The organism is Corynebacterium sp. HMSC078H07 (assembly GCF_001812805.1).
In the GTDB taxonomy this organism is placed as follows: Bacteria; Actinomycetota; Actinomycetes; order Mycobacteriales; family Mycobacteriaceae; genus Corynebacterium.
The window spans coordinates 1-22,855 of sequence record NZ_KV810442.1 but is presented as its reverse complement, the minus strand read 5'-3'; the positions used below and the strand labels follow the sequence as shown (position 1 = coordinate 22,855).

21 protein-coding genes and 1 pseudogene are annotated in these 22,855 nt (G+C 57.3%); 16 read left to right on the top strand and 6 right to left on the bottom strand.

The window, feature by feature from the left end; translation table 11 throughout:
• Window positions 1-16: 16 nt before the first annotated feature.
• The 12 genes from steA to HMPREF2875_RS01870 all read left to right on the top strand — a co-directional run bounded on the left by steA (window position 17) and on the right by HMPREF2875_RS01870 (window position 12,276).
• Complete coding sequence (gene steA, locus HMPREF2875_RS01925) at window positions 17-1,201, top strand: putative cytokinetic ring protein SteA (RefSeq protein ID WP_070669818.1); 1,185 nt, start codon at window positions 17-19, stop codon at window positions 1,199-1,201.
• Window positions 1,201-2,163, top strand: a complete 963-nt coding sequence (locus tag HMPREF2875_RS01920) for a copper transporter (protein ID WP_070669817.1) — start codon at window positions 1,201-1,203, stop codon at window positions 2,161-2,163. The genes steA and HMPREF2875_RS01920 overlap by 1 nt, the downstream gene beginning before the upstream one ends.
• Window positions 2,164-2,802 carry an NUDIX domain-containing protein gene (locus tag HMPREF2875_RS01915; RefSeq protein WP_070669816.1) on the top strand — a complete coding sequence of 213 codons (639 nt, stop codon included), beginning with the start codon at window positions 2,164-2,166 and terminating at the stop codon, window positions 2,800-2,802.
• A gap of 41 nt (window positions 2,803-2,843) precedes the next feature.
• Complete coding sequence (gene xerD / locus HMPREF2875_RS01910; protein ID WP_070669815.1) at window positions 2,844-3,722, top strand: site-specific tyrosine recombinase XerD; 879 nt, start codon at window positions 2,844-2,846, stop codon at window positions 3,720-3,722.
• Between the two features lie 46 nt (window positions 3,723-3,768).
• Entirely contained in the window at window positions 3,769-4,911 is a 1,143-nt protein-coding gene (locus HMPREF2875_RS01905; RefSeq protein ID WP_070669814.1) for a putative sodium/potassium/calcium exchanger, read from the top strand.
• A 142-nt stretch (window positions 4,912-5,053) separates the two neighbouring features.
• Window positions 5,054-5,932, top strand: coding sequence for a ParA family protein (locus HMPREF2875_RS01900; RefSeq protein WP_210388132.1), 879 nt, complete (start codon window positions 5,054-5,056; stop codon window positions 5,930-5,932).
• A 9-nt stretch (window positions 5,933-5,941) separates the two neighbouring features.
• Window positions 5,942-6,739: a segregation and condensation protein A gene (locus tag HMPREF2875_RS01895; RefSeq protein WP_070669813.1), complete on the top strand. Its 798-nt coding sequence runs from the start codon at window positions 5,942-5,944 to the stop codon at window positions 6,737-6,739.
• 20 nt (window positions 6,740-6,759) lie between these two features.
• A complete protein-coding gene (gene scpB / locus HMPREF2875_RS01890; RefSeq protein ID WP_070669812.1) occupies window positions 6,760-7,332 on the top strand; it encodes an SMC-Scp complex subunit ScpB in 573 nt (190 codons plus the stop codon).
• 84 nt (window positions 7,333-7,416) lie between these two features.
• The gene (locus HMPREF2875_RS01885; protein ID WP_039675471.1) at window positions 7,417-8,337 is read left to right on the top strand and encodes a pseudouridine synthase; all 921 of its coding nucleotides are present in this window, start codon (window positions 7,417-7,419) and stop codon (window positions 8,335-8,337) included.
• A complete protein-coding gene (gene cmk / locus HMPREF2875_RS01880; RefSeq protein ID WP_070669811.1) occupies window positions 8,337-9,047 on the top strand; it encodes a (d)CMP kinase in 711 nt (236 codons plus the stop codon). The genes HMPREF2875_RS01885 and cmk overlap by 1 nt, the downstream gene beginning before the upstream one ends.
• Entirely contained in the window at window positions 9,040-10,668 is a 1,629-nt protein-coding gene (gene der / locus HMPREF2875_RS01875) for a ribosome biogenesis GTPase Der (protein WP_070669810.1), read from the top strand. The genes cmk and der overlap by 8 nt, the downstream gene beginning before the upstream one ends.
• Window positions 10,669-10,890: 222 nt before the next feature.
• Window positions 10,891-12,276: an anaerobic C4-dicarboxylate transporter gene (locus tag HMPREF2875_RS01870; protein WP_070669809.1), complete on the top strand. Its 1,386-nt coding sequence runs from the start codon at window positions 10,891-10,893 to the stop codon at window positions 12,274-12,276.
• A 7-nt stretch (window positions 12,277-12,283) separates the two neighbouring features.
• On the opposite strand, the gene HMPREF2875_RS01865 is transcribed toward HMPREF2875_RS01870, so the two are convergent.
• The 5 genes from HMPREF2875_RS01865 to HMPREF2875_RS01845 form a co-directional block, all read right to left on the bottom strand.
• Window positions 12,284-12,892 (bottom strand): response regulator transcription factor, encoded by a 609-nt coding sequence (locus tag HMPREF2875_RS01865; protein WP_070669808.1) that lies wholly within the window; start codon window positions 12,890-12,892, stop codon window positions 12,284-12,286.
• On the bottom strand, window positions 12,889-14,004 hold the full coding sequence (locus HMPREF2875_RS01860; RefSeq protein WP_070669807.1) for a sensor histidine kinase: 1,116 nt from the start codon (window positions 14,002-14,004) through the stop codon (window positions 12,889-12,891). The genes HMPREF2875_RS01865 and HMPREF2875_RS01860 overlap by 4 nt, the downstream gene beginning before the upstream one ends.
• Entirely contained in the window at window positions 14,001-14,798 is a 798-nt protein-coding gene (locus HMPREF2875_RS01855; protein ID WP_070669806.1) for an ABC transporter permease, read from the bottom strand. Before HMPREF2875_RS01855 ends, HMPREF2875_RS01860 begins: the two co-directional genes overlap by 4 nt.
• Before the next feature lie 13 nt (window positions 14,799-14,811).
• Window positions 14,812-15,750, bottom strand: a complete 939-nt coding sequence (locus HMPREF2875_RS01850) for an ABC transporter ATP-binding protein (RefSeq protein WP_070669805.1) — start codon at window positions 15,748-15,750, stop codon at window positions 14,812-14,814.
• 87 nt (window positions 15,751-15,837) lie between these two features.
• Entirely contained in the window at window positions 15,838-16,650 is an 813-nt protein-coding gene (locus HMPREF2875_RS01845) for a class I SAM-dependent methyltransferase (protein ID WP_070669804.1), read from the bottom strand.
• A gap of 279 nt (window positions 16,651-16,929) precedes the next feature.
• Between HMPREF2875_RS01845 and HMPREF2875_RS01840 the strand changes: the two genes are divergently transcribed.
• Complete coding sequence (locus HMPREF2875_RS01840) at window positions 16,930-17,772, top strand: CE1 family esterase (protein ID WP_083311820.1); 843 nt, start codon at window positions 16,930-16,932, stop codon at window positions 17,770-17,772.
• A 32-nt stretch (window positions 17,773-17,804) separates the two neighbouring features.
• On the opposite strand, the gene HMPREF2875_RS01835 is transcribed toward HMPREF2875_RS01840, so the two are convergent.
• The gene (locus tag HMPREF2875_RS01835; protein WP_070669803.1) at window positions 17,805-19,055 is read right to left on the bottom strand and encodes a site-specific DNA-methyltransferase; all 1,251 of its coding nucleotides are present in this window, start codon (window positions 19,053-19,055) and stop codon (window positions 17,805-17,807) included.
• Between the two features lie 505 nt (window positions 19,056-19,560).
• Between HMPREF2875_RS01835 and HMPREF2875_RS01830 the strand changes: the two genes are divergently transcribed.
• The 3 genes and pseudogenes from HMPREF2875_RS01830 to HMPREF2875_RS01820 form a co-directional block, all read left to right on the top strand.
• Window positions 19,561-19,773, top strand: a complete 213-nt coding sequence (locus HMPREF2875_RS01830) for an antitoxin (protein ID WP_070669802.1) — start codon at window positions 19,561-19,563, stop codon at window positions 19,771-19,773.
• A gap of 254 nt (window positions 19,774-20,027) precedes the next feature.
• Window positions 20,028-21,431 (top strand): WHG domain-containing protein, encoded by a 1,404-nt coding sequence (locus tag HMPREF2875_RS01825; protein ID WP_070669801.1) that lies wholly within the window; start codon window positions 20,028-20,030, stop codon window positions 21,429-21,431.
• 365 nt (window positions 21,432-21,796) lie between these two features.
• Window positions 21,797-22,855, top strand: a pseudogene (locus tag HMPREF2875_RS01820) (hypothetical protein); the annotation flags it as partial.

Genomic DNA, 22,855 nt, shown 5'->3' with positions numbered 1-22,855 from the left:
GGGGAAACTGTCAGACATGAGTCTGTTTTCCCGTAATACCGATCTGCCTGGAGAACACGGCGCGCTCCGTGACTGCACCCCAGGCGGAAAGGGCATGAAGAAGTTCAGCGCCGGTGATTTCGCCGTCATTAACGCAGCCAACATCTCCCGCCAAGAGGCCCAGACCCTCGTTGATATGAAGCCGGCGGCCGTGATTAACGTGGCTGAATTCTCCACCGGTTCCATTCCCAACTATGGTCCGCACATGCTTCTCGACGCCGACGTCACCCTCATCGAGGGCGTCGGCGAAGACTTCGTGGCACATTTCAAGGACGGCAAGAAGGCCCGCCTGACCGAGGACGGCACCGTCTACGTGGGCGACACTCAGCTGGCATCAGGAACCGTTGTTACCCGTGACCGGGCCGAGAAGAACTTTGCCTCCGCCCAGCAGGAACTCATCGATCATATGGAGGCATACTTCGGTAACTCCATCGAGTTCATTCACTCGGAGGGCCCGCTGCTGATCGACGGCCTCGGCGTCCCTGATGCGGGTTCTGACATGGCGGGCCGCAAGGTACTTGTTGTCTCGCCTTCTGAGGAACACCGCAAAAAGCTTTCCTTGCTGCGTAACTTCATTCGCGAATACGAACCCGTCATCATCGGCGTCGATGCCGCTGCCGATACGATTGTTGAGCTGGGCTATCAGCCGCATTTCATCGTGGGAAATCCATCCGACGTTAGCTCTGAGACCTTGCGCGGAGGCGCCCAGGTTATCCTGCCTGCGGAACCAGACGGCACTGCCGAAGGCCTTGAGCGCATTCAGGATCTTGGCATTGGTGCTATGACCTTCCCGGCTGCTACAGACTCGGCCACGGATCTTGCACTGTTGCTGGCGGATTATCACGATGCGCAGATGATCGTGCAGGTGGGCGGCGCGCTCGATCTCGATGACATCTTTGCCAACAAGCCTAATGCCACCCCGGCGGCTCTTTTGTCGCGCATGAAGGCCGGTACCCGCTTGGTGGATGCCGATGCCGTTATCAACCTCTACACCGCGCCGAGCTCCGGAGCCATGGGCTGGCTGTGGGCCCTTCTCGGAATCCTCGTTGCCCTCGCTGTGGTGATCCTCATCGTGGGACTTGGCGGCGATGAGTCCTTCCTGCAGAACCTCATTGACACGTGGAACAACTTTGCGCTCAGCGTCCAGGGGTGGTTCAAATAATGACTTCGCCTAAGTCCCTCCTCGTCGCTGGCCTAGGTTTCGGCACGGCCCTTGGCGTTGCTGTTGGCACGCTGCTCATTGCGCCGAATATGGACTCCACTCCAGGCGGGGACAAAGCTGGCTCTCACGACGAGGTACGGGAGAAATATGCCGAGCTGGTGGTCGAAAACGAGATTCACGAGGCCCAGCTGGATTCCGCAGACTCGGTCTTGCGTGATCTCAACCGGTTCGTCGTCGATGGTTCTTTGGTGCAGCGTCCGGTGATGGTTATTAGCACTCCCGATGCTAAGGAACCGGACGTGAATGCGGTGAAGGATCTGCTGAAGTCCGCCGATTCGACGGATGCCGGACATATCACTCTTACCCGGAAATTCTTTGAGCAGGATTCTGCTGACAAGCTACTTTCCTTGGTGACGAATACGCTTCCGGCGGGCGCCAAGCTTGATGAGAAAAAGGTAGATGCCGGCACACACTCGGGCGAAGCTTTGGCGGCTGCTCTCATGCTGGATCCGAAGAGCACTGAGCCGCTGGCATCCGTGGATGACCGGGCCACTCTTTTGCGTGCGCTGCGCGAAGCGGGTTTTATCGAGTATAAGGACGGCACGATTGTGCCCGCGCAAGCAGTCATCGTTATCGGTGGCCGGCAGACCGCTAACGATAGTGAGGAGGATGCTCCGGCCCGGTACGCCATCGACACAACAGTGAAGTTCCTCGAAGGATTCGATTCCGTCGGTGCATCAACCGTCTATGCAGGTCAGGTGAAGGCCGCGGGAAACGGCGGTGCACTGGAGAAGCTGCGTAAGGCCAAAACGGAAATCACTACGGTGGATTCCATTGACCACCCGGTGTCTCAGATGGCTGCCGTTCTCGCGGTCAAGGAACAGCTTGACGGTGAGCACGGCGTATACGGTGCTGCCGCCAATGCTCAGAATGCCGCACCGGCACTGCCGAAGGATCTGTAAATGGCGCACCAGTTTCGCACAGTAGGTACCGAGCGGCTTCTCGACGCCCCCATTATCGCCGTTCGCCGCGATGATGTCGTCATGCCCGGCGAGGTCGTCGCCCAGCGCGAAGTCGTGGAACACCTAGGCGCTGTCGCTGTGGTAGCCCTCGATGACAGCAATCGCGTGGCTATGGTGGAACAGTACCGCCACAGCGTGGGCCGGCGCTTATGGGAGTTGCCCGCAGGGCTTCTCGACGTCAAAGGAGAAGACGAACTCACTGGTGCCCAGCGCGAGCTGCAAGAAGAAGCTGGCCTTTCCGCCTCGCAGTGGGGTGTGCTGACTGACTTAGTAACGTCACCAGGCTTTTGCGAGGAAGCAGTGCGAGTGTTTCTGGCCCGTGATTTGTCTCAGGTGGACAAGCTCGATGCCGAAGGCGATGAAGAAGCCGACATGGCTTTTGCGTGGGTAGACCTTGACAAGGCCGTAGAACGCGTCCTGTCAGGTGAGATTGTGAACTCGATCGCCGTGGCTGGCATTCTCGCTGCGCATGCTTGTGTTAGTGGTGCTCGTTCGCCGCGCTCTGTGGACGTGCCTTTTGATATTCGGCCGCAGTCGATGGCCAGCCGCCGCTCAGGCCCCGACCTCAAGAAGCTGTGAGCGGCGACACTCCGGCCCAGTCAGCAGGGCATGCTTGGCTTATGCACCTCATGGTGGAGAAAGGCGCATCGAAAAACACGGTGAGCAACTACCGCCGTGACATCAACCGCTACATCACCTGGCTGGCTGAGCTCGGCATTACGGACCTGCGGCACGTCCAGCGCACCCATGTGGAGAACTATCTGGTCCATTTGCGTGAATCGCTCGCGCAATCATCTGCTAGCCGTGCTCTCATCGTCGCTCGCGGCCTACACAAGTTTGCCCTTGCAGAGGGCCTTATCGAAACCGATGTGGCGGCGGAAGTCTCGCCGCCCAAACGCGCGCAGCACCTGCCGGAAACGCTGACCGTCGACGATATCGACACGCTACTCAGCGCAATCCCTACTGACGACGCCGCCACGCCCATCGACATCCGTGACCGCGCTTTGTTAGAGATGCTCTACGGCACCGGTGCACGTATCTCCGAGGTCATTTCTTTGAACGTCGATGACGTCACGGGCGAAGGACCGCGCTCGGTCCGGGACATCCTGATGCTCAGCGGTAAGGGCGACAAGCAGCGCCTTGTGCCTATGGGGTCACATGCGGTGAAGGCGGTGGAGGACTACCTGGTGCGTTCACGACCAGTCCTGTCCACAGGTGCGTCTCACGCACTATTTCTCAACACTCGCGGCAAAACACTATCGCGCCAAAGCGCCTGGGCCGCGATTAAGTCGGCCGCGGAGCGTGCCCACCTTAAGGCCACTATTTCTCCCCACACCTTGCGCCATTCTTTTGCTACCCATTTGCTGGAAGGCGGTGCGGACGTCCGCACCGTCCAAGAGCTACTGGGTCATTCGTCGGTGACGACCACGCAGATCTACACTCACGTCACCGCCGATTCACTCCGTGAGGTTTGGCGTACCGCCCATCCCCGCGCCTAAAATCGCGGCAGCTATTCCTTAGACCTACCCATTCTGAAAGATCCCTATGCCTCAATCTGCTTCGCTCCACCGCCGTTTCGTTGCCGCCATAGCCGCCGGGTGCCTCACTCTGGTCCCCGTGTCTGCGTCCAGCTGGGGTGGAGCGGCGGTGGCTCACGCGCAGGATGCCACTATCCCTGTACCAGCCGGTCAGACCACGACGGTTTCTCTGCCTGTGCCCGTCGACGTCAACATGACCGCCGATGGCTGGACCGTCTCCGCTTCCGGTGGTTCCGCCACGGTCACCGCTCCCGCCGCTGGCGGACAACTTAGCGTCCCTGTGACCTACCAAGGCGTGACCATGACCTTTTTGTTGGTCGCTGATGAGCACGTCACCGGGCAGGACCTCAATGACGCAGCGGCTAATGGTGATCCAGAAAGCCTTGGCGGGCCCGATGAGGGAGCTGGCCCTGAAGGCGACCCCGCCCTTGGCGCTCACCGTGACGGAAATACCGGCGACAATCCGGATTCCGGTGAGCGCGAAGGGCGAGAGGCTGATGAAGGAAATGGTGGCACCGCCCCTGGCGCTCACCGTGACGAGGAATCTGGCGCCGATTCCGGTTCCAGTGAGCGCGAAGGGGGAGAGACCGGGCAGGACCACTCACAGACACCGCACACCGGCCGCGGCTGGGAAGGTGTGGATGATTCTCATACGGAGTATGTCAACCTCGAATCCACCATCGAGGGCCAGACCATCACGGCAAAGCTCGGCTTCAAGCAAGCGTTGGATCTGTATAACCGCTTCAAGCACCTCGAAGATGATGGCGTGACCCTGCGCTATCTCAATGCGCAGGGAGAGTTCGTGGAAGGCGTTCAGCGTGACATCGACAAGGCTTCCCGGACTATGACCTTGACCTACCCAGAGGGAACAGATCCAGACAACCCCTTCATCATGCAATTCATTAAGAAGGAATCAAAGACTGCTGAACTCGTTGTGACGCTGACAGATCCCACTACAGCCGTCGCCGAAGGTGTTCCGGGTGACCAGCAACTGGGTGCGGATGGACAAGACAATGCCGAAGAAAACGGTGCGGATGGCGAGGGGAACAGCGCTGGCAGGCACATCGCTGCCTTCGGTGGAGTGGGTCTTGTGGTGCTCATCGCTGGTCTTGTGTTCTGGCGCTCGCGTGGTCGAAAGTCTAGCCACTAGGCTTTATCTCAGTATTATTGCTGGCTATAATCGCGGGGCGGGTGCCCAAGGGGGTACTCTGTAATCACAACGATGTAAGAAGGCGGCGTGGGCATGCGCTGCGGGCCAGACGTGAGAGGCCGTGTAGGTCAAGGAAGCAGGTGTGACTGTGAGCGACGAGGGACTGTTTGAGGCCTCGGAGGCACAGGTCGGTTTGACCGGCCGCCCACTGCGGGAGCTGCCGGAACCAGAGCCACTGGAAAAGCATGGGCCCGCCACCATCATTTCGATGTGCAACCAGAAGGGTGGCGTGGGAAAAACCACCTCGTCCATCAACATGGGAGCTTGTCTGGCCGAGCTTGGCCGTAAAGTCCTCCTCGTTGACTTGGACCCGCAGGGTGCTCTTTCTGCAGGTCTGGGTCTTACACATGACCAGATTGGTGACACCATCTATGACGTCATGTTGGATAGCGATGTTTCAGTGCATTCTGCCATCGTGCATACCGGCGTCCAAGGTCTTGACCTAGTCCCCGCCAACATCGACCTCTCGGCGGCAGAGATTCAAATGGTCAACGAAGTTGGCCGCGAGCATACGCTTGCTCGCGCACTGCGTCCCGTACGCAAGGAATATGACTTCATCATTATTGACTGCCAGCCTTCTTTGGGTCTCCTCACCGTCAACGCTTTGGCCTGCTCCCAAGGCGTCATCATCCCAATGGAATGCGAGTTCTTCTCCCTGCGCGGCCTAGCACTGTTGACGGACACCGTGGAGAAGGTGGCCGATCGGATTAACTTTGACCTTGAGGTCATGGGCATCCTCGTCACCATGTTTGATCGCCGTACCCGTCACGCACGTGAGGTTATGGATCGCGTAGTTGAGTACTTTGGTGACAAGGTCTTTGACACCGTTATTACTCGGACGGTTCGATTTCCCGAAACCTCCGTTGCTGGTGAGCCGATTACGTCGTGGGCGCCAAGCTCGCAGGCAGCTAAGCAATACCGTGATTTGGCCAAAGAGGTCATTGAGCGAGCCACCGTCTAGCGTGCCGGTATGACGCAACCGGAAATCACCGGCTTTCGCATCGCGCTGGGTAACTTTGAAGGTCCCTTTGACCTTCTTCTCCAGCTCATCCAAGCGAAGAAGCTCGATGTCACTGAGGTGGCACTGTCTGAGGTCACTGATGAATTTGTGGCGTATACCCGAGCACTTGGGGAAACCGCGGATTTGGATGAAACAACTGAGTTCCTTCTCATTGCGGCGACGTTGCTCGACCTCAAAGCAGCCCGCTTGCTTCCACGCGGAGACGTGGATGACCTCGAAGATCTTGAGCTACTAGAAACCCGTGACCTGCTTTTCGCACGTTTGCTGCAATATAAGGCCTATAAGCAGGTTGCGGATCAATTCGCCCAGTGGCAACGTCAAGCCCAACGCCGTTACCCGCGTGCTGTGGCGATGGAGGAGCGCTTCAGCGAGCTTCTGCCACCGGTAAAGCTCGGACATACCCCAGCTAGTTTTGCGGAACTTGCTGCCAGTGTCTTTCGGCCCAAACCACCTGAGGAAGTGGCAACCGGCCACATTCATCAGGTGGCGGTCTCCGTGCCGGAGCAGGCAGGAAAGATTCTCGGCACACTCAAGATGTTGGGCTCTGGTCAATGGATGAGCTTTGACGCGTTGACTCGGGATTGCACGGTGTCTATGGAAATCGTCGGCCGTTTTCTCGCATTGCTCGAGCTGTACAAAGCCAAGGCTGTTGATGCCGTTCAGGAGGAATCCCTTGGCCCGCTCGAGTTGGCCTGGACCGGACTCGATGTGGATCCTGCCGTCGTGGCGGCAGCCAACTGGGATTAAGAAAGGTACGCTACCCAGTCATGGACGCCCGCACCGAAGGCACAGCTTTACCGCTTATCTCCCAATTGCGCTCTCGCGTGGAATCTATCCTGTTAGTGGTGGATTCACCGGCGAGCGTCGAGGCTTTAGCGCGTGCGCTCGATGCGGAGGCCACCGTGGTCAGTGATGTTCTTCGCAGCCTACAGCGCGAGCTCACCGAGCGCGGCTCCGGAATTGATCTGCGTGAAACACCTGAAGGCTGGCGTTTTTATACCCGCAAAGAAAATGCTGATGCCGTGGAGCAGTTTGTGCTCGATGGAACCCAAACCAAGCTCTCTCGCGCCGCTTTGGAGACCTTGGCTGTCATTGCCTACCGCCAGCCGGTCACTCGTGCTCAGGTAGCCGGTGTGCGCGGAGTCAATGTCGATGGTGTGGTCCGTACCCTGATGATGCGTGGTCTGATTCGCGAGCTTGAAGGTGCTGAGGGTCTGGCCCACCAGTACGAAACGACTGAGCTTTTCCTTGAGCTCCTCGGCATTGACTCGCTAGAACGCCTTCCCGACCTAGCACCGCTGCTGCCGGACATTGAACAGATCGATGAAGACTATTCATAAAGTTCGACTCTGGGGTAGGATTGCGCGCAGACCACGGTGCTTTCTGCACCGCAAATTGAAGAACTATTGAGAGGACACAATTCCGTGACTCCACCCGCTCGCCGCGATGGCACACCGGAAAAGAAGCAGCGAGACAGCGACATGATTGTCTCCAACGCTAAGCCGGCCCGCCATCAGCACGTCAAAAAGAAGAAGGCCACTGCAGATTCCGTCGCCCGCGACTTGGGCGCTGATTGGCTGGTAGACGGCAACGATAAGAAGAATTCCCAGAACCAAGGAGAACGCCTCCAGAAGGTCCTGGCTAAGGCTGGCGTCGCATCGCGCCGCCACGCAGAAATCCTTATTGACCAGGGCCGCGTAGAAGTCAACGGCCAGGTCATCATCACGCAGGGCACTCGCGTGAATCCGAACAAGGACGTCATCCGCGTTGATGGCACCCGTATCAACGTCAACGAAGAAACCCAATACTTCGTGCTCAACAAGCCCCGTGGCATGCAGTCCACGATGTCTGATGACATGGGCCGTCCCTGTGTGGGAGATGTCGTCGCTGACCGAGTTGTATCGGGCCAGCGACTGTTCCACGTCGGCCGCCTCGATGCTGATACTGAGGGCCTATTGCTCCTCACCAACGATGGCGAGCTAGCAAACCGTCTCATGCACCCGAAGTATGAGGTCACCAAGACCTACCTAGCAACAGTGCTGGGAGAAGGCGACAAGAAACTTGTCCGCCAGCTTCAGGAAGGTATTGAGCTCGAGGATGGACTCGCCAAGGCGGACTATGTGCAAATCGTGGATAAGAATCAGGGTTATTCCCTCGTCCGCGTCGAGCTGCATGAGGGCCGCAAACACATTGTGCGCCGCATGCTGAAGGAGGCTGGCTACCCCGTCCAGCGCCTCGTGCGCACCAAGCTCCACACGGTGCAGCTCGGCGATATGAAGCCGGGCTCCCTGCGTGCTCTGAACTCTAATGAATTGACCAGCCTGTATAAGGCGGTGGGGATGTAATGATTTCGAATATGCCAAACCACGGCCTTATCCTGGCCGTCGATGGTCCCTCCGGCACGGGTAAGTCTACGACTTGCCGCGCGCTGGCCAAGCGTCTAGACGCCAAATACGTCGATACCGGTGCCATGTACCGCGTGGCGACCCTCGCCGTGTTGCGCGCAGGCGTGGATCCTGCAGATACCGCAGCGGTTATTAACGCCACTGCCAACCTTCCTTTGGAAGTCTCGGATGACCCGGACTCCACCCAGGTTATCTTTGATGGTGAGGACGTCTCCCGAGTCATTCGTGAGGACGAGGTTACCCGGAATGTCTCGGCCGTTTCTGCCATTCCGGAGGTCCGCCAGAACCTCGTTGAACTGCAGCGCAGCCTTGCAGCTAAGGCTCACCGCGCTATCGTGGAAGGCCGCGATATCGGCACCGTGGTGCTTGCGGACGCACCGGCCAAGGCGTTTATGACAGCGTCGGCCGAGGTGCGCGCACAGCGCCGCCATGACCAGAACCTTGCGGCAGGTATTGAATCCGACTTTGACACCGTGCTTGCCGACGTTCAACGGCGCGACGCCGCAGACTCCTCCCGCAGTACCTCACCTCTGCGTCCAGCAGAGGATGCCGTGCTTGTCGATACTTCTGACATGTCCCGCGATGAGGTACTCGACGCGCTCGTTGCCGTGGTCGAAGAGTCAACCGCAAAGGAGACCTCCCATGACTAATGAACCGCAGAACCTGAATCAGGCCCCAGATCAGGAGCCCGAGGAGTTCGAGACTGAGTTCCACTACCCAGTGGGCAAACTGGAAGAAGAAGTCGTGCGCGATCCACATGGCGGTTGGGCTCCGGATGATTTCGACTCAGATGAGTTCGATTATGAATTCGATGAGTCTGAGTTTGACGATTCAGACTTTGGTGAAGCCGATTTCGGCGATGACGAGGACGATGCTGATAGCGATGCCCCGCTGAGCGAAGAGGAGTGGGCAGCTCTTTCTGCAGAGTTCGGTGTCGATGACGGTCACACGGAGGAAAACCTTTGCACGGTAGCCGTTGTGGGTCGTCCAAACGTGGGTAAGTCTTCTCTGGTGAACCGCTTTTTGGGACGTCGTGAAGCAGTGGTGGAGGACCATCCTGGTGTCACCCGTGACCGCGTGTCCTACGTGGCAGACTGGAATGGCCAGCGCTTCTTCGTGCAAGACACAGGCGGTTGGGACCCCAATGTCAAGGGTATTCATGCCGCCATTGCGCGCCAGGCAGAGCAGGCCATGGCCACCGCGGACGTGATTGTGTTCGTCGTCGACACCAAAGTCGGCATTACCGAGACGGATGCAGTTATGGCCCGTAAACTGCAGAAATCCGAAGTACCGGTCATCCTCGTATCGAATAAATTCGATTCGGAGACGATGTATGCCGACATGGCGGAATTCTACGCACTGGGCTTGGGCGATCCGTGGCCGGTTTCTGCACAGCATGGCCGAGGTGGTGCCGATGTTCTAGATGAGATCCTTCGACTGTTCCCGGAGGAGCCTCGCACATCCTCCATTACCTCTGGTCCGCGCCGCGTCGCACTTGTGGGTAAACCTAACGTGGGCAAGTCCTCGCTTCTTAACAAGCTGACCTCGGAGGAGCGTTCCGTCGTTGACAACGCCGCCGGAACCACCGTGGACCCCGTGGATTCACTCGTGCAGTTAGATGAGCGCCTATGGAAATTCATTGATACTGCCGGCCTGCGCAAGAAGGTCAAAAACGTTCAAGGCCACGAGTACTACGCGTCTCTGCGCACCCGTGGCGTTATCGATGCGGCTGAGGTATGCATCATGCTTATCGACGCCTCCCAGGAAGTCTCCGAGCAGGACCAGCGCGTCCTCAACATGATTCTGGAGGCCGGCAAAGCCCTCGTCATCGCCTTCAATAAGTGGGACCTAGTTGACGAGGATCGTCGCTACTACCTGGACCGCGAGATTGATGAGAACCTGCGCCACTTGCCGTGGGTGACTCGCGTCAATATCTCTGCAGAGACTGGTCGCGCGTTGCAGAAGCTGGAGCCGGCGATGATTGAGGCGCTAGGCAGCTGGGACCAGCGCGTCTCCACGGGTCAGCTCAATAACTGGATGCGCGAGGCGATTGCCGCTAACCCGCCGCCGATGAATAACAACCGCCTCCCGCGCGTGCTGTTTGCCACCCAGGCATCCACTCAGCCGCCCACGATCGTGCTGTTTACCACCGGCTTCCTGGATGCCGGCTACCGCCGCTACCTAGAGCGCAAGTTCCGCGAGCGCTTTGGTTTCCACGGCTCCCCAGTGCGCATTGCAGTGCGCGTGCGCGAGCGACGCCAGCGTCGTTAGGCGGCCGAAAACGGCGTGGAATTCCCACATGGGGTTGGGTTTCTAATGTGGGCCTCAGAGTTAACAGTATGCCCGTTACGCTGGGATTATACCTGAGAGATGGGCGAATTAAGCACTCCGACGAGTGTGATAATTCGCTCCCATTTCCGTTTATGTCCGGACGTGTGTACATGGATATGGTGAACCTAGTCCATTATCCATTCTTTATCTGAAGGGCGTGGCATGTTAGCTAGCGTCATCGCACCAGATTCCATTCTGGCCATCATTCTTCAAGTCATCATCATCTTGGGAGCCTTGCTCCTTGGCACCCGATACGGCGGCATCGGTCTTGGCCTCATTTCCGGTATCGGCCTGTTGCTTATGGTCTTCGCCTTCGGGCTTGCACCAGGTGAGCCACCGGTCTCGGTGATGCTCACAATCATCGCCGTCATTGGTTGCGCTGCGACACTCCAACAGGCCAAAGGCTTGGAGGTGATGATGCAATTTGCGGAAAAGATTCTCCGAGCTCATCCCGAGCGCATCACGATTCTTGCTCCTCTGACGACGTGGTTCCTCACTGTGCTCTGCGGTACTGGCCACGTTGTGTACACAATGTTCCCGATCATTGAGGATATTGCTCTTAAGAAGGGCATTCGTCCAGAGCGTCCCATGGCGGTAGCCTCGACCTCTGCACAAATGGGTATCACTGCTTCACCAGTGTCGGTAGCAACGGTGTCCCTCGCTTCAATCATTGCGGAGAACGCCGGTGTCATCGACAAGGCATATTCCATCCCGCAGATTTTGATGGTGGCCATCCCGGCCTCACTAGCTGGTGTCATTCTGGCGTCTTTGTGGTCGCTTCACCGAGGCAAGGATTTGGACAAGGACCCCATCTTCCAGGAGAAGTTGAAGGACCCCGAGTTTGCAGCGCGCATTAATGAGAGCACTGGTTCACTGATGAATGAAGTGTTCACCAAGGAAGCTAAGCGCTCCGTGGCGGTGTTCTTGGCTGCGATTGCTATAGTCGTCGCGCTCGGCGCCTTCGAATTCCTGCGTCCGCTGGTCCCGGGTAAAGACGGTGAGTTGAGCCCACTGTCGATGAACCTCGTTATTCAGATGATCATGCTGGTTGCCGGCGCGATCATTCTGTTGAGCTGCAAGGTCGAACCATCCAAGATCGCCTCAACCCCAGTGTTCAAGGCCGGAATGACTGCGGTGTTCTCCGTCTTCGGTGTGGCCTGGATGGCGGATACCTTCTTCCAAGCCCACATTGAGGCTCTCGAAGCCAACCTGGGTAGTGTGGTCGAAGCTGCTCCATGGGCTTATGCGGTGGTGCTCGTCATCGTGTCCAAGCTAGTGAATTCCCAGGCAGCAGCTCTCGTTGCCATTGCTCCTATTGGACTGCAACTTGGCATCGATCCAGCGGTCATCGTAGGTTTCTATGGTGCAGCCTATGGTTACTTCATTCTGCCGACGTATCCTTCAGACCTTGCTTGCATCGGCTTCGACCGTACTGGAACGACGCGTATCGGCAAGTTCGTTATCAACCATTCCTTCCTCATCCCCGGCGCGATTTCAGTCCTAACCTCCTGTGTGGTTGGCTCCCTACTTGCCCAAGTCTTGCTCTAAGAATTCCTTAGATCCAACCGTTGGTTTCGGCACGCCGCGCGGCCTCGAAGCGATTGGCCGCTCCAGTCTTGGTCATGATGGCGGAGATATGGTTGCGCACGGTGCCGCCGCTAAGATGCAGCTGCGCTGCGATGTCCGCGGACCCAAGACCGCGGACGAGCAAATGACAGACCTCGATTTCGCGCTCGCTTAGAGGGTTATCTGGGGCAAAGAGGATGTCTTGGGCAAGTTGCGGATCGATGACGCGCAGGCCTGAGTGGACGCGGCGGATGGCGTCGGCCAACTCGTCTGGTGGCGTGTCTTTGACGAGGAAACCATCGACACCTGCGTCAAGTGCGCGTTTGACGTAGCCGGCACGCCCAAAAGTGGTGACGATGAGGCTTCGGCAATCAGTAGCGGCGATCGTCTTAGCAGCATCTATGCCGTTCATACCCGGCATCTCAATATCGAGCAGCGCCACATCAACGTGATGCTGAGCGACGAGGGCGGCGACCTCGACTCCGGATGAGCACCCAGCAACGACCTCGATGTCCGGCTCGGTATTAAGCAATGCTGTCAGCGCTCCGCGGACTAGCGACTGGTCTTCGGCAATGAGCACCCGTATGGGAGGTGTCATGATGGGGCAACCTCCTTTATCTCGCGGACACCATCAACAGTAAGTAGGACTGTGGTCAATCCCTCCGCTCGCTGAATGATGACATCGCCACCGACATCGTGGGCTCGGCGGCGAAGACCGGCGAGCCCCGTAAGGCCCGTTGCAAGCGCTTGCGTAGCGTCCTCGGTAAAACCGTCACCATCGTCTGTGACCTGAAGGGATTCTTCGCTGAGGATAACCCAGCAGTGCGATGCCCCCGAATGGCGTACGACGTTGGTGGTGAGCTCGCGCAACGCCCACGAGAACAAGTCCTCATGCGTCCGCGGACGGATAAGAGTTTCAGGGAGGTGGGGATGGATGCCGGCAGTGTCCAAGATCCGGCGTGCGGCCTGAATCTCGCCAGCGAAGGTGGGGTTCTTCATGCGCGTGACGGTGGAGCGTACCTCTGCGAGGGATAATCGCGACAGAGAACTGATCTCATCAAGCTCAGCTGCGGCTTTGGCTGGATCGCGGTCGATAAATCGGCGTGCTACCTCGGCTTTAAGATTGATAGCGGTCAAGGTATGGCCGAGGAGATCATGGATATCGGCGGCAATGTCTTCGCGTTGTTGGGCCAAATCCAAATCATGCCTTAAGGCTGTTTCGGTGTCTTCGCGCTGAGATAGCGTGCCGAGAGCCAAAATAAGCAGGGGCCAGCCAAAGAGAATGACCGCGAGGTCGACAAAGCTAGGACGAGCGACAAGCCACGCGGGGACACTAGCGATGATTCCGGTGAGCGCGATGATGGTTGCGGCAGTCATCAGGGGCTGGGTGAAAGCGACCAAGGCTCCAAGATAGGGCACAAAGCATACGGCCCACACCCCATACGCGGGAATCGCGGCAAGTGCGAGCGCGGCGAGGATAACCCACCGTAGTGCTACTCGACGCTCCTGGGACCATCCGCGAGGATAGGCATGGACGGTACCAAATGAAACAAAATAGGTGACGCAAAATACTGCCGTGATGGCGACGGCCCAGAGGCGCTGTGCCGTGGAATAAGAGGGCAGAACAAGGATCTGCACCAGCCCTGTGAGAAGAAAGAGCAACCAAATGGCGGAGAAGACAGCGTCCCGTAGCCTGAAGTCATCCATCATGCTCGGTTCTTGTCGCGGTTGTGAAGGAGTAAGCAAATCCCTACGAAAACCACTGTCCATACAGTGATGTTAACCCATGCGTACCAGAGTGGGTCCTCAATGAAGAGGCGCTCATCGTTGATCATTTGGGCACCTTCAGATAGCGGCCAGCGGGCAAGGGCCTGTGCGCCGTACATCGGGGTGAATCGTCCGACCTCAAGCAGGGATTCTTTGAGCGGCATAAAGACGTTTCCGGCGAAAGCGAGAATGACGATTGTGGATGTCGCGATGGAGACGGTGTTCTCCGATGGGATGAGCATGGCGCAGGCCATACCGTAGACACCGAACGGGATGGCACACGCCGCGGTAATGAGAAAAGAGAGCGCCCATTGGTCCGGCTGCATCGTTGCTTTGGTGAGCCCGCCGGTGATAAAGACTGCGGCGATAGGCAAGATGGCACGGACCGCAATGTTGAGGACGTTGGCAAGGCCGAGCTGAGAAGCCCGTAGGGGAGTCAGCGCCAGCTGGCGGCCCCACCCGGCGCGGTTTTCCGCGACCATAGAACCCGCTGCACCAACGGCACCAGTAGCGCCGGCGTAGAGTGCCATGCCTATCATGACCAGCGCTGCGACGTTGCCGCCGTTGAATTCGATGGCGCCGTATTCCTGCATGGCGCCGAAGAGAATGTAGAAGATGACGGGCAGGCCGATGCTGAAGAAGAGAGTGGGTAGGTCACGGCGCAGTCGTTTGAGATCGTGGGCGGCGTACTTAAAGGCCGTACCAAACGTGGGTGTGGCAGAAGTGAGTATGCTCATGGCGGATGCCTCCTTAACGGGAAACTGTGTCGAGTGAAGAGCCAGAGAGCTCAAGGAACGAGTCCTCGAGGCTGTGGCCGGTGATGGTGATATCTTGCGCTGTGGTTTCCGTGAGCAGAAAGCGGGCTACCGCGTCAGAGTCGCGCGTAGTGATATCGAGGCCGGTGTCTGTGGGAACTTGATGGAGCACTCCCGGTAAGGGCTCGTTGAGGAGACGATCGGGGACGCCATCAGGGAAGGTGGCCCGGATGATGCGGGTGGAATTTGCGTTGCGGATTTCCTCAGTGCTGCCGTCAGCGTGAATCTCGCCTTTGTTGAGCATGATGATGCGTTGCGCAAAGGTATCGGCTTCTTCGAGGTAGTGAGTGGTCAGCAGGATGGTTCTTCCGGCTTTGGCTTCCTCTCGCATGGTCTCCCAGAAGTGGCGGCGGGCACCAGCGTCCATGCCGGCAGTTGGTTCGTCGAGAAGCAAGAGCATCGGATCACCTAACAGAGCCAATCCGAAACGCAGGCGTTGCTGCTCGCCGCCGGAGCATTTGCCTACCCGGCGCGAAAGAATGCCACCTAGATTCGCGCGCTCGATGATGTCCTCGTATGGGCGGTGAGAGGGGAAGGCAGCGCCGAGGAGCTCAAGAGTTTCCTTTACTGTGATGTCGGGAAGGAGGCCACCTGACTGCATGACCGCGCCGATGCGACCGCTCTTCACAGCAGTGTGTGGGGATTGACCAAACACTCTGATAGTGCCCGACGTTGGGGTAGTCAGCCCCAAGATGAGATCAATGAGCGTGGTCTTACCTGCACCGTTGGTGCCGAGTAGGCCGACGATTTCTCCTTGGTGGATGGTAAGGGAGACGTCGTGAAGCGCGCGTACAGGGCTGTGGGACGAAGCGTTGAAGGTTTTGCTGATTCCGGAGACTTCGATGGCCGGGGGTGAGGTGTGCGTCGTGTTCATACCTTCACGCTAGGTACGCACGGAACCTGCAGCGTAGCCATGACGTCACGAGTTTCGCGTGACAGTTGTCATGGTTGCAGAAGGCGGCTATTCGCCAGGGCGGGCTAGGACGAAAGCATCGGTGCGGTAGGGAATAGCCAGCTTTTGTCCGGGGTGAAGGCCCATATGTTCATAGAGGTACCAGTTGAGGTTATAGGTCATGCGCTCATGAATCTTTTCGCCGTTGCGCAGCCAATAGGAACGTGTGTGCATCAGCTGGTGAAGCTGCTCCGGTGTGAGGGTGTGCTCCCAGGTCAGGCGAAGCTCCTCCCGTATCTCCCACGGCGGGGCAATGGTGGGGTAGAAACCGGGGCGCTGCACGTCACCAGAGTGCATGATGCGGGATAGACGCAGAATCCATGGGTCTGCTCCGACATCGAGAGTGTTCCACACCAGAACTACTCGGCCACCCGGGCGCAGGACGCGATCAAACTCGGCACACGCACTTTTTTCATCTACCCAATGCCAGGTCTGGGCGCAGGTAATAGCGTCGAGCGAGGAATCACTGAGCGCAGTCTCCTCTGCAGTGGCCCGCCAGCAGGGCACACCCAGACGAGTGAGTACTCGGGCCATGTCCGGTGAGGGATCGCTGGCGTAGACTTCGGGATTAGTCAGAGTTTCAGTGAGTTTTCCCGTTCCCGCGCCGATGTCGAGCACCGAGTGGGCGGAACTGATGAGGGCGGCTACCTCGTATGGGTAACTTGGGCGCACGTCATGGTAGGTATCGGCCCCATGTGCAAAAGCTCGCGCGGATCGTGCGCGTTGTTGGGAGTTCCGGAACGTTGGTCCTTCCTGCGCAGATGCCTTGCGGTAGCTGGGATAGTTCTCCGGGCGGGGATGTGGGGAACTGGTGGTGGCCATAATGCCTTTAAAGATACCGCGCCGCTTCGTGATTCTAGGCAGCGACCTGTTACTTTGTAGAGGCCACAGTTCAAGTTTCAACCTGGAGGGGGAACGACACCCGTGAAGACGCGCGGCGAGGAAAGTCAGCGGCCGCGTTTTCTGCGTACCGTCTGCGCCGCACTATCGGTTGCTGCCTGTGTAGGCGCGCTTGGCGCCTGCGGGAGACATGACGATGCACCTTCGGCCCCCACCAGCCCGGCCGTATGGACAAATGATCTCGGCGTCCCCCTTTCGCCGATGCTTGTGGGCCCGGAACCTGGCGAGACCAAAAACATGAGACTGTCGTCGGGACGGACCTTTCTACTGCACGTGCCCGCCGATTACACTCCTGAACGTTCGTGGCCGGTCCTGCTCGCGTTCCATGGATGGAACGACAGTCCTGAAAACATGGAAGGCTACACGCAATTTGATGCGGCAGACGCCATCGTGGCGTATCCCCAAGGAGTGGACAAAGCGTGGTCGCCGGCGCCCTACGCGACGACAAGTGCTGAAGAAGACCTAGATTTCGTCCATACGATAGTTGATAGTTTGCGAGCGACGTACAGCGTGGACGATAACGCGATTTTTGCCGCTGGATTATCCAACGGAGGTGGCTTCGCGGCGTTCTTAGCCTGCCGGATGCCGGGCACGTTCCGCTCTGTGGCAACAGTGTCGGCGGCGTATTACGAGGGTATTCACTCGGAGTGCTCAGAGCGGCCCGTAGGTCGCCTCGACATCCATGGAACTGATGATCCCGTAGTTAACTATGAGGGCGGAGTTCGCCACGGAACTGCCTACTCTTCGGTGACGGAGGTCATGAACCAACACCAGAAACGCAACAAGTGCGTGGGTGATGTACAAACAGTGCGCCTGACAAACGACGCCGTCAAAGAGACCTGGACCGCCTGCCAGGCCCCGCTACAGCACATTCGTATTGAAGGTGGATCACACGTGTGGCCTGGCCGGCCGAGCAAGGACAAACCCGAGGTTGGGCGCGGATTCGCCACCGACACGGTATTGGATTTCTTCGGGATTCCCGGCCGGCCGGAAGGCACCGAGGAACATGGCGTAGCGGAGTCCTCGCAGCGTCCCGCCACCTGAATCTAGCGAGGAGAGCCGAGGCTAGAAGCCTTTCAGAGTTCTTCAGGGATGAGCCGAATGTGGTCGAACTCGAGGTGCTCCAATGCTTCTACACGGGCTAGACAGATATCTGCCACTGTGTCGAAGCCAGCACGCCGAGCGGCGCTCGAAGCCTCCGTTGGCTGCGCAATCTGAACGAGGTGGACGCTTCGATGGCCGCCGTCGTCTCGATTGAGCTCGGCCACGGCTTGGGCCGTGGTCCCCGAACCAGCGAAGAAATCGAGGACCACGGCGTCGGGACCACCAGCAATGGCGATGAGGTGCTTGATAAGCCGTACGGGTTTGGGAAAATCGAAGGTTCCTTGAACGCCAAGTACCTCTTCGGCATCCTTGCGCCCGGTGCGGGTAACACCGAAGCGCTCGCCATCAAGGATGGACCGTGGACGAGCGCCCTTCTTTTCATAGTTTTTGGTGTAAACGAAGCCACGGCGAAAAACTAGCTCGTCATATTGCTCTGCTACCTTGTCCCTGCCCCAGCGCCAGCGCGCAACCTCACTTTTGCCCTCGGGTTGGTGGGGCCAATAGTCATGACCGTCGGGTCCAGTAATAGGGAAGTCGAGGGATGGAAGATAGCCCAGGGTCTTGGAATCGAGGCGAACGAGTGAGTAATTTCCGCGTTCATCAGTGTGGTTATACCGCGTTGTGGTCTGTGCCTGCGCATCAAGATTGAATCCTGGATTGGATGCAGATTTGGCGTAACACAACACATATTCGTGCTCGACGATGGCGTATTTGGAGTCATTCTTGCCGGTTCCGCCCTTCTTCCAGATGAGCTGGCCAGCAAAGCAATCCTCTCCAAAAACTTCATCCATGAGGAGCCGGAGATGAGCAACCTCGGATTCACCGATAGAAACGAAAATAAAGCCGTTCTCCGACAGTACGTCCCGTGCCAGGATGAGTCTAGGCAACATCATGGACAGCCAATCTGAATGCCATTGACCGAAATGCTCCGAGCGCATGTCACGGCGCTGGCGAAAGTTGTCACGGTAGACGAAGTCCTTGCCAGTGTTGTAGGGCGGATCAATATAGATAACGTCTGCCTGAACGCTGCGAGCACTAAAGTCCTTGAGAGCATCTAGGTTATCGCTAACAGTGACAGAATTCGGACTGGAGCCAGTGCCCTTGACGACGTCCCTTTTAACCCGAGCTTCTCCGTGCGCTCGGCCAGCAGCCTCTTCTTTGCCCGGCCAAGTTAGTCCGAAGAAGGATTCGGGGTTTGAGGGTGAGGAACTAGGTGAAGACATAGTGCTGAAAAAATTCTTATGAAAACCGAGATGAGGAATGCTTGCACGCCCGCATATCCTGCTCTACGCCCTAAACTGTCGAGCATTGAAGAATGCAGCCGGACCTAGATGTTGCATCCGTGGGGCAGTGCTGAAAATAGGGTACAGGGGCCTGTAGCTGAGATGTAATAGCTCACCGCAAGTTGTTGAACGAAAAGGGGGTGACGAAGGGGGGGGGCAAACTTTCGTTAAGAAGCTTAAGAATCTCAGCTAGGTTTACCGGCATTGGAGGACGGGCGCAAGCCGAAAGCGCATTTATAAATTACGTGGCAAAGTTTGAAAGTCATCGGTACCGTGGGGGACGTGGTCGCGAGCAGAAGTTGATAGCTGCTCCTTACTGAGGTGTCGAGAAACAAGAAACATTTCCGTTGCCGGCACTGTCCTGCAGTAATTAAAGGGGAGTCTCAGCCACTCGCTGCGGCCGCAGTGAATTAGAAATGTAGTTAGACAGAAGGGATGATACGACATGGGTATCTTCGACAAGGCTAAGGATGCACTGAACTCCGATAAGGGCGAGCAGGTTTCTGACTCTGCACTGGATAAGGGCGCTGATTTCGCAAAGAGCAAGCTCGGCGAGGATAAGGCTGACAAGATTGACTCTGCACGCGACCAGCTGGATGAGCGCATTGGCAACCAGGGTGCTGAGGGTAACCAGCCGGAGCAGAACGACCAGAAGTAATTAGGTTTCTGCGCCGCTTTTCTGAGTGGTGCCCCTATTGTGGGCATGCTTGGTAAGCGGTACAGCGCAGGAGAGTCCGGACCCATTCATGTGGGCCTGGACTCTTTTTTTATCCACTATGATGAATAGTATATATCCACTATGTGAGAAAATGAGTTTCATATCCTGAACTTAAAGCTGAGCGGAACATTAATGAACGCTAAGTTATATCGCATGAAACTAAAACGACGATGCTACTGGGTAGGCTCATATCCGTGGTTACTTCAGAAGGTGCGGAAAAGGGCAACCAGCCCTCACGGCAGCTCCTTATTGAACAAGCTGGTCGGGTTATCGCTAAGGCTGGCATGGACGCAGTTCGGCTGCGTGATGTTGCCGACCAAGTTGATGTGCCCCTAGCGGAAGCTCAGGAGCAATTCGCAGGTGACGGCGAACTGGTCGAGGAAACCAAAGAGACTTTGAACCAGGCCCTTCTGTCCGTGGTGGATCTGCACTTTAAGCGCCTCCCAGAGAATGCCACCGCAGTGGATAAACTACGGGCCGCAGCGATGTCCTACTTCTCCTTTGCTGTGGAGGACCCCACCTCTTTCGCCGCCTTCACGGCGGTGCAGGCATCCCCGCGTGAAGGTCTGACCGCTGAGGTTTTCTCTGAGCAGGGCGGCAGCGCAGATACGTGCCCTATTCTTGAGGTTCTCTTCAATTTAACTCGTGATGCCATCAAGGAAGCTGGAGGCACTACTGATGCCCGTGGCACGATGCTTTCCGCATTGGCTATCTTCTCGTACCTACATGGCGTAACCCAGTTGGCCGCCGAAGGTATCCTTCGCTATCTGTCGCCCGCTGCAATGAAGCAGACCTTTGGCGGCGTTATGGACACTTTGAGCGTGGGGCTCATTCCTTTTTTCCAGGGGGAGCGCGTTGAACAAACCGCGCCTTTCGGCTTAGTGGGTGAGCAGCCTGAGCCTCTGCTGGCAAAGGCGGTCGATTTTCCCCGCAGCACCAATGAAGAGAAGCGTACGGCACTTCTTCGAGGGGCAATTGAGGAGTCTCTCGACCACGGAGTTACTGGTCTCCATATTGGCGGTGCCGCGACTCGGGCCGGGCTTACCGTGCAGGAAGCGGAGCACCTCATCGAAAGCGACCAGGAGTTGGCAAGCTACCTTGAGCGATACCTGGACAAGATTAACTACGAGTTTATTTACCGTCAGGTAGCTGCAGTGCCGGAAGGTTCCGGCGCGGTATCCAGAATTAAGGCCACTGGCTACGGTTATGTGTCTCATGCTCTGGCTGATCCGCTCGGCTTTGAAGCGCTCATCAAGATTGCTTCCGGCCCCATTGTCCCGATGTCCTTCGAGGATGACTTCCTGCCGAACGCCAACAAGGCTGCGGAAGTCCAGCGTGACTTCAGTGAATTTGGTCAGGCTTTCGGTTTCATCATGTCCCTAGTGCGGGAAGCTATCGATGAAGTTGATGGTCCACGCGCACCGTGGGTTCTCTTCACTCTCGTGATTTCTGTCTGGGCAGGTGCTCATGGTTTGGCCATGTTGAGCGCCAAGGGGCCACTGCGTGGGTACTCCACGGACTTTATCTTCGAGATTCTTACGCACTACATGGATATTGAGCTTGGCGGTGTCATGCGCAGCCTTGGCGTTGCGAAGTAGCCGTTGGGTCTAGGCCTACGCATGATGCTGTTATGTGCATCACGGTTCCCTGCCTTCCTCTCAGGAAAGGTAGAGAATATTTTTTGATGACAGGGCCTTGTGCTGACCGAAGAATCAGCACGCTCTATCGAAAAGTGCCCACGTAGCGATGGTAGTTTCGTAGAAATATGTGTATCTACATCTTGAATGTATACGCCGTGAACTGGCGTTATGTTCAATGGGGTTGGCGATCCCAAAAAAGGGGGCAATAGTTAATTAAGTGTAGAAATCATTTCTGCGCGGCGGTACTGTGGCCTCGTCCGAAACTTATCGCACAACGCGATAGCGGTAAGTTGTTCTTCATTTAGGCTTAAGAAAGAGTTACCATGCGCCCTATTTCCTCCCGCATTGTTGCCACCGCGGTGGCTGTAGCTACCTTCTCGTCCGTCATCGTTGCACCTCAGGCGCTTGCAGTAGAAGCGCCTGAAGATTCCGCCTTCGTTCATGAGCAGTCGGGGTCTGACACGGTGGATGTCAACGGCACCACCTTTGACGAAAACGGCAACCTGATTGATTCTGACAATGCCGGCGACAAAGCTATCGATGAGATCGAGCGGGAGTCCCGCGGCAACGAATTTGGTTTCTACGGTGCTGACGATGCCAAGCCATCCAGTCTCGATGAGCTGAAGACCACCGAGGCTACGACATCTGACGTGACCGTGACCGCCGTGGAAAAGAACGGCAAGCTGGTGTGTGAGATCTCGGATGCGCCGGGCAAGGAAGGTCAACTGCTGGAGCGCAAGCTCGACCTTGCGAAGGCTTTCTATGACGGCGGCAATAAGCTCTTGCAGACCGTCTGGGAGGTCATCCCAGTGGTAGGGGACCTCGTACCCGCAGATTTCATCAAGAAGATCGGTGCCAGCTCGTGGGAAAAGATTGAGAAGCTCGTCCGCGAGGGCGAAGCGGATAAGTCCGTAACGTGGGACTTGGTTCGTGCACAGGGCATGGCGATCGGACGGATTGATAACGCGGATGCGGAGGTTGATCTTAAAAACCCTGACGCGGCCAAAAAGACCGTTTCTAACCTCATCAAGTTTGCCGATGGCGCCTTTGGTAAGGGCGTGTCTGTAGTTCTCAAGATTTTCAATGCCGCGGTAACAATCGCCGGTCTCTTCCCCGGAGCTAGCGCTGCAAAGGAATTGAAGCTGTCCGACGCCCAGCGCGCTGAGATTGAAGAGACTCTTGGAGGTATTTCTGCTTCAGCCTCTGCGCTTGCCGCGGTCAACGCACCTGCCGGCCAGAAGTGCGCTGACATGCTGAACGGCAAGAAGGCCAACAGCGATGAGCCGACCAAGCCAAGCGACGAGACCAAGCCAAGCGACGAGACCAAGCCCTCCGAAACTCCTGGGGCCGGCGTTGACGGTAAGGACGGCGAGCCAGGCCGC

Excerpts from the sequence above, each read along its gene's own strand:
- steA (WP_070669818.1), top strand. The coding sequence starts at position 17 with ATGAGTCTGTTTTCCCGTAATACCGATCTGCCTGGAGAACACGGCGCG.
- HMPREF2875_RS01920 (WP_070669817.1), top strand. The coding sequence starts at position 1,201 with ATGACTTCGCCTAAGTCCCTCCTCGTCGCTGGCCTAGGTTTCGGCACG.
- HMPREF2875_RS01915 (WP_070669816.1), top strand. The coding sequence starts at position 2,164 with ATGGCGCACCAGTTTCGCACAGTAGGTACCGAGCGGCTTCTCGACGCC.
- xerD (WP_070669815.1), top strand. The coding sequence starts at position 2,844 with ATGCACCTCATGGTGGAGAAAGGCGCATCGAAAAACACGGTGAGCAAC.
- HMPREF2875_RS01905 (WP_070669814.1), top strand. The coding sequence starts at position 3,769 with ATGCCTCAATCTGCTTCGCTCCACCGCCGTTTCGTTGCCGCCATAGCC.
- HMPREF2875_RS01895 (WP_070669813.1), top strand. The coding sequence starts at position 5,942 with ATGACGCAACCGGAAATCACCGGCTTTCGCATCGCGCTGGGTAACTTT.
- scpB (WP_070669812.1), top strand. The coding sequence starts at position 6,760 with ATGGACGCCCGCACCGAAGGCACAGCTTTACCGCTTATCTCCCAATTG.
- cmk (WP_070669811.1), top strand. The coding sequence starts at position 8,337 with ATGATTTCGAATATGCCAAACCACGGCCTTATCCTGGCCGTCGATGGT.
- der (WP_070669810.1), top strand. The coding sequence starts at position 9,040 with ATGACTAATGAACCGCAGAACCTGAATCAGGCCCCAGATCAGGAGCCC.
- HMPREF2875_RS01870 (WP_070669809.1), top strand. The coding sequence starts at position 10,891 with ATGTTAGCTAGCGTCATCGCACCAGATTCCATTCTGGCCATCATTCTT.
- HMPREF2875_RS01865 (WP_070669808.1), bottom strand. The coding sequence starts at position 12,892 with ATGACACCTCCCATACGGGTGCTCATTGCCGAAGACCAGTCGCTAGTC.
- HMPREF2875_RS01860 (WP_070669807.1), bottom strand. The coding sequence starts at position 14,004 with ATGATGGATGACTTCAGGCTACGGGACGCTGTCTTCTCCGCCATTTGG.
- HMPREF2875_RS01855 (WP_070669806.1), bottom strand. The coding sequence starts at position 14,798 with ATGAGCATACTCACTTCTGCCACACCCACGTTTGGTACGGCCTTTAAG.
- HMPREF2875_RS01850 (WP_070669805.1), bottom strand. The coding sequence starts at position 15,750 with ATGAACACGACGCACACCTCACCCCCGGCCATCGAAGTCTCCGGAATC.
- HMPREF2875_RS01845 (WP_070669804.1), bottom strand. The coding sequence starts at position 16,650 with ATGGCCACCACCAGTTCCCCACATCCCCGCCCGGAGAACTATCCCAGC.
- HMPREF2875_RS01840 (WP_083311820.1), top strand. The coding sequence starts at position 16,930 with ATGCTTGTGGGCCCGGAACCTGGCGAGACCAAAAACATGAGACTGTCG.
- HMPREF2875_RS01835 (WP_070669803.1), bottom strand. The coding sequence starts at position 19,055 with ATGTCTTCACCTAGTTCCTCACCCTCAAACCCCGAATCCTTCTTCGGA.
- HMPREF2875_RS01830 (WP_070669802.1), top strand. The coding sequence starts at position 19,561 with ATGGGTATCTTCGACAAGGCTAAGGATGCACTGAACTCCGATAAGGGC.